8 protein-coding genes are annotated in these 5429 nt (G+C 36.5%); 3 read left to right on the top strand and 5 right to left on the bottom strand.

Annotation, left to right across the window (positions count from 1 at the left end; all coding sequences use genetic code 11):
- Positions 1 to 214, top strand: a 214-nt coding sequence (locus ACYQ35_RS11360) for a hypothetical protein (RefSeq protein ID WP_459833647.1), incomplete at its 5' end; no start/stop codon positions are given.
- A 12-nt stretch (positions 215 to 226) separates the two neighbouring features.
- Here the strand turns inward: ACYQ35_RS11360 and udk are convergent.
- The 3 genes from udk to ACYQ35_RS11345 all read right to left on the bottom strand — a co-directional run bounded on the left by udk (position 227) and on the right by ACYQ35_RS11345 (position 2246).
- Complete coding sequence (udk, locus tag ACYQ35_RS11355) at positions 227 to 907, bottom strand: uridine kinase (RefSeq protein ID WP_459833644.1); 681 nt, start codon at positions 905 to 907, stop codon at positions 227 to 229.
- Positions 908 to 954: 47 nt separating this feature from the next.
- Positions 955 to 1680, bottom strand: coding sequence for a YdcF family protein (locus tag ACYQ35_RS11350; protein WP_459833641.1), 726 nt, complete (start codon positions 1678 to 1680; stop codon positions 955 to 957).
- A gap of 65 nt (positions 1681 to 1745) precedes the next feature.
- Positions 1746 to 2246, bottom strand: coding sequence for an SEC-C metal-binding domain-containing protein (locus tag ACYQ35_RS11345; RefSeq protein WP_009460826.1), 501 nt, complete (start codon positions 2244 to 2246; stop codon positions 1746 to 1748).
- Between the two features lie 174 nt (positions 2247 to 2420).
- On the opposite strand from ACYQ35_RS11345, the gene ACYQ35_RS11340 reads away from it, so the two are divergent.
- Complete coding sequence (locus ACYQ35_RS11340) at positions 2421 to 2636, top strand: hypothetical protein (RefSeq protein WP_009460824.1); 216 nt, start codon at positions 2421 to 2423, stop codon at positions 2634 to 2636.
- A 4-nt stretch (positions 2637 to 2640) separates the two neighbouring features.
- Here the strand turns inward: ACYQ35_RS11340 and ACYQ35_RS11335 are convergent, their stop codons facing one another.
- Positions 2641 to 2805, bottom strand: coding sequence for a hypothetical protein (locus ACYQ35_RS11335; RefSeq protein ID WP_009460822.1), 165 nt, complete (start codon positions 2803 to 2805; stop codon positions 2641 to 2643).
- A 162-nt stretch (positions 2806 to 2967) separates the two neighbouring features.
- Here ACYQ35_RS11335 and asnA point away from each other — a divergent pair, with 162 nt between their 5' ends.
- Positions 2968 to 3978 (top strand): aspartate--ammonia ligase, encoded by a 1011-nt coding sequence (asnA, locus tag ACYQ35_RS11330; RefSeq protein WP_009460820.1) that lies wholly within the window; start codon positions 2968 to 2970, stop codon positions 3976 to 3978.
- A gap of 44 nt (positions 3979 to 4022) precedes the next feature.
- On the opposite strand, the gene ACYQ35_RS11325 is transcribed toward asnA, so the two are convergent.
- The gene (locus ACYQ35_RS11325; protein WP_009460818.1) at positions 4023 to 5303 is read right to left on the bottom strand and encodes an adenylosuccinate synthase; all 1281 of its coding nucleotides are present in this window, start codon (positions 5301 to 5303) and stop codon (positions 4023 to 4025) included.
- Positions 5304 to 5429: the final 126 nt, after the last annotated feature.

Below are 5429 nucleotides of genomic sequence, written 5' to 3'. Positions count from 1 at the left end.
AAGAAGGAAAAAGAGAAGGGAAGAAAGAGAGAGGGAAAGGAAAAGGGGAGAAGAGAAAGGAAAAAAGAAAAGGAAGAAGAGAAGAAAAAAGAAAAAAAAAAAAAAAAAAAAGAAAGAAAGAAGAAGAAGGAAAAAAAAAGAAAGAGGAAAAAAGAAAAGAAAAAGAAAAAAAGGAGAAAGAATAAAAGAAAAAAGAAAAAAAAAAAAAAGATAACAGAAACTATGCTTATATGCTAAAATATGCACCGGGAAACTGGTGCATATCATAAAAAATTTTTAGGACATAATCAAAAATGGTTGACATCAGTAAAGTTTCTATCTTTGTCTTCACTAAGTCAAAAGCAACATCATTCATTCCACTATTGATAACAATATCTGCCATTGCTTTCGTTGGCTCTACATAAATATAGTGCATCGGTTTTACTGTTGTCAGATACTGCTCTGCAATATCTTCCACATAACGCCCTCTCTCCCGAACGTCACGAATAACCCTTCGTAAAATGCGCTCATCTGCATCTGCTTCCACAAAAATTTTAATATCGAGCAAATCTCTCAGTTTTTTATTCTCCAAAACCAAAATGCCTTCCACAAGAATAATTTTTGTCGGTCTTAAAGTCACCTTTTCTTTTGCCCTATTGTGCTTGGAATAATCGTATGTCGGACCTTCGATCGTTTTTCCGCTTTTCAGTGCCTTTAAATGTTTTATCAAAAGTTCTGTGTCCAGCGCTTCAGGGTGGTCATAATTTGTTTTTTTCCTTACCTCAAACGGAACCCCATCATTACATTTATAATAATTATCGTGATAAATTACAGTCAACTGATTTTTAAATGCGGCTTTCAATCTGTTGGTAAATGTTGATTTTCCTGAACCTGATCCCCCTGCAATTCCTATAATTACTGTTTTCATCTATTAGTTAAATCCTTTCCAAAATTAAATTCTCTCCATTATATCATCTATCTGTGGAAAAGCACAAGATATACAACTGCAAAAAATTCTCTGACTAAATAATTCAAAAACAACACCGGGTCTGACCCCGCCGGAATACCGTTCACATCTTTGTATCCAACTCTCTTTGCAAGTTTTATCCCACGGTATACATGAAAATTATTTGTGACAATTCCCACTTTCTCTTTCGTATCTGTTATATATTGTAAGCTATATTTCAGGTTTTCTTCCGTGGAATGTGATTTTTCTTCCATTATAATTCTTTTCCCGTCAATTCCCTTATCCAGTAAATAATTTTTCATTGCAAATGCTTCCGTAACATCTTCCCCTTTTCCCTGTCCTCCGGAGACAATGACTTTCGTATTCTCGTGGGCAAGCAGATATTCGGCCCCCTTATCCAGTCTTTTCCGTAAAGAACCTGTAATCCTTTTACCTTTCACACATGCCCCTAAAATAATAATGGTGAAAAAGTCATCAACTGAAGATGGAATCATTCCGCTTAAAATAAGAATTTCCACAGCAAGAAATACCAGAAACGCAACCGTAAACCCTATTTGAAATGGAAGATACAGCCATTTCGCCATTCTCTCCACGCCAAATCCAACGACAAACTGTAAAACGCCAAAAAACGCCCAAAATCTTGCAAATGTCGCTTTCCAATTATGTGTATGTATGACAATCAGAAGATAATAGAGTATACTTAAAATTCCCATGCTGTAAAAAGCCCTCGACATATAAATCACCTCCCAAAACAGTAAAAGGGTGTCAGAATTACCTTCCTTCACCCTTTATTGATTAATTATTTACCACAACATTTTTTATATTTTTTACCACTTCCGCAAGGACATGGATCATTTCTTCCGATTTTCTTCTCTTTGCGGATTGTTCCTGACTGTTTCTGTTCTCTATACAGTTCTTTCTTTCTCTCCGCTGTGAAAATCTTATCCCACTGCGGAAGTTCATATAACCAGTCTGCCTTAGCATCTACCATGTTTTTATATAATTTCTCTTTATCAAATGCAAGACTTACAACTGTGTCTTCTTCCATCTCTTCAATTGGGTTTGGTTCTTTCAAACTGTCATTAATCCCATCAAGAAATCCTGTCATTGTAAATACTTCGATTTCATATTTCTCAGCCAGTTCTTTCACTGTTCCTTTTACTTCTTCATCAGGATTCTCTAATAATTTTTCATAAATTTCTTTTTCAATCTGGAAATATGTTCCCCAAAATTTCTGTAATGCTGCTTTATCCATTTCTTTTGAATAAGCGCTCTCTCTCCATTGTTCTAATAAACTCATTTCTATGTTCTCCTTTTATTCTTCGTTTTAATATGTCCATTATATACCATCTGCGTATGTTTTTCAAAAACTTTTGCAAATTTTCTTATTTCTTTGTTATAATAAACAAAAATAGCACTTTTAAAGTGTGAATTTTACCCATAACCAAATTCATAATAAAGGACGGATAAGAAGATGAAGAAAACAAAACGTATTTTAGCCATCATCGGAGTAATTCTCCTCGTTGCACTTTACGGAAGCACTCTCCTGTTTGCTTTTATTGACACGAGCAAATCTTTAGGACTTTTCAAAGCCTCCGTGGCTTTAACAATTTTAATTCCTGTTCTTTTGTATGCCTACTCACTGATCTACAAACTTGCGAAAAAACAGGACAATGATAAAGAAAATTAATTTCTTACATATAAAGTTCTGCAAGCACTAAAGCAGAACTTTTTTCTTTTATTGAAATTTTGTAGGGAGACAAATGCCGTTCTTCCTGCTCTTTAATCTTTTTTCTTTTATATAAATACTCTTCGATAGAGATAATTTCCTGATTTTTTCTATTCTCTTCCTGCTGCATATGATTACCTCCTTTTCTATCTATATAGTATATGCAAAGACTGTGACAAATATATGTATTATTTCTAAACCTTTTCTTCCTATTTCTTAAAATTTCCTTGACATTCTCATACAGATGTATCACACTGAACATAATTTGACACTTCAGAAAGGATTAAAAATAATGCAGCAATTAACAATACCGGAAGGCTACTCCTCCCCTCTATCTATCCGTGAGACAGAAGTTGCCATTAAAGAGATAAAAGATTACTTTGAGCGGGCATTGGCTAAATCACTTCATTTAACCCGTGTTTCCGCACCACTGTTCGTAAAACCCGAAAGCGGATTGAACGATAATTTAAACGGTGTTGAGCGCCCTGTTTCTTTCGGAATTAAGGAGCAAAACGACAACACCGTAGAAATCGTACACTCCCTCGCCAAATGGAAGCGTTATGCCTTAAAACGTTACGGTTTTCATTCAGGAGAAGGATTATATACGGATATGACAGCCATTCGCAGAGATGAAGATACGGACAATATACACTCTCTGTATGTAGACCAGTGGGACTGGGAAAAAGTAATTTCCAGAGAAGAGCGCAACACCGCAACGTTGGAACATAATGTACGCCATGTGTATAGTGCATTAAAAGAAACTGAACAACATATTTCCAGACGATACAATTACATTGATACTATTTTGCCTGATGAAATCTTTTTCATCACCTCTCAAGAATTGGAAAATATGTATCCTGACTGTACTTCTAAAGAGAGAGAGTACCGCATTGCAAAAGCAAAGGGGGCAGTATTTATCTCTCAGATAGGAAAAATATTGTCTTCGGGAGAAAAACACGATGGCCGTGCTCCCGATTATGATGATTGGGAACTGAATGGAGATATTATCGTCTACTACCCCGTACTTGATATCGCCTTAGAACTTTCTTCCATGGGGGTTCGCGTGGACGAATACTCTTTAAAACGCCAACTCAAACTTGCAGACTGTGAAGACCGCGCTGAACTGACTTTCCAAAAATCTCTGTTAAACGGAGAACTTCCTTACACTGTCGGCGGAGGCATAGGACAGTCACGAATCTGTATGTTTTATTTGAGAAAGGCGCACATTGGAGAAGTGCAGTCTTCTATCTGGCCTGAACATATTTCAAAAAAGGCAGAAGAATTCAACATTCAACTGCTATAACAAAAATGACACTTCATTTTCTTTGTGAAGTGTCATTTTTCATCTTATTTATTTCTATAAATAATTTCATCTCTTCCCGGTCCGTTAGAAACCATTGTAATCGGATATCCCAATTTTTCTTCGATAAACTCAATGTATTTTCTGCAGTTCTCAGGAAGGTCTGCATATTTCTTAATACCTCTGATATCTGATTTCCAGCCCGGAAGTGTTTCTAATACCGGTTTTGCTTTCTCCAAGAGATGTGTTGTCGGGAAATCCGTTGTAATCTTTCCGTCAATCTCATAAGCGACGCAAACCGGAATTTCATCTAAATATCCAAGTACGTCTAATACGGTAAACGCCACATCAGTCGTCCCCTGCATTCTGCAGCCGTACTTCGACGCTACTACGTCAAACCAGCCCATACGTCTCGGACGCCCTGTTGTTGCACCAAATTCGCCGCCGTCACCACCTCTTTTTCTCAACTCATCTGCTTCTTCTCCAAAAATCTCGCTTACAAATGCTCCCGCGCCAACCGCACTTGAGTATGCCTTACAAACCGTAATAATCTGTTTAATCTCATATGGAGGGATACCTGCTCCGATTGCTCCATATGCCGCCAATGTCGATGACGATGTTACCATTGGATAAATACCGTGGTCTGTATCTTTCAGCGAACCGAGTTGTCCTTCTAAAAGGATTTCTTTTCCTTCCCGAATTGCATTGTGTAAAAACAGAGATACATCACAAACATACGGCTCAACCATTTTCTTATACTCCTGCAATTCCGCATATAAATCTTCCGGTTTTAATAACGGTTTGTGATATAAATGTTCCAACAACACATTTTTCTGTTCGCATACGCGGACAACTTTTTCTTTTAGCAGTTCATCATCAAATAACTCACTTACCTGAAATCCGATTTTTGCAAATTTATCTGAATAAAATGGAGCGATACCTGATTTCGTAGAACCGAATGATTTTCCACCTAATCTTTCTTCTTCATATTGGTCAAACAAAATATGATATGACATAACAATCTGCGCTCTGTCAGACACAAGAATTTTAGGCATCGGAACACCCTTGTCAATTACAGACTGAATCTCTTTAAATAACACCGGAATATTCAATGCTACTCCGTTTCCGATAATGCTTGTTGTATGTTCATAGAATACTCCTGAAGGCAATGTGTGTAATGCAAATTTTCCATACTCGTTAATAATTGTATGTCCCGCATTTGCTCCGCCTTGAAAGCGTACGATAATATCTGCTTTCTCTCCAAGCATATCGGTGATTTTGCCTTTACCTTCATCTCCCCAATTAGCGCCTACTACTGCTTTAACCATTCTATATCCTCCTATAATTCTCAATACATATAAGTTTGCTTTTTTACTTCACGATTATACTCTCTTTTATTGATAAACACAACAAAAAATTTTTAAATATAGAATTCTCTATAAACCATTTTTGAT

The sequence above is a fragment of the Faecalimonas hominis genome, assembly GCF_054660755.1.
This window is presented reverse-complemented; position numbering and strand designations above follow the sequence as displayed.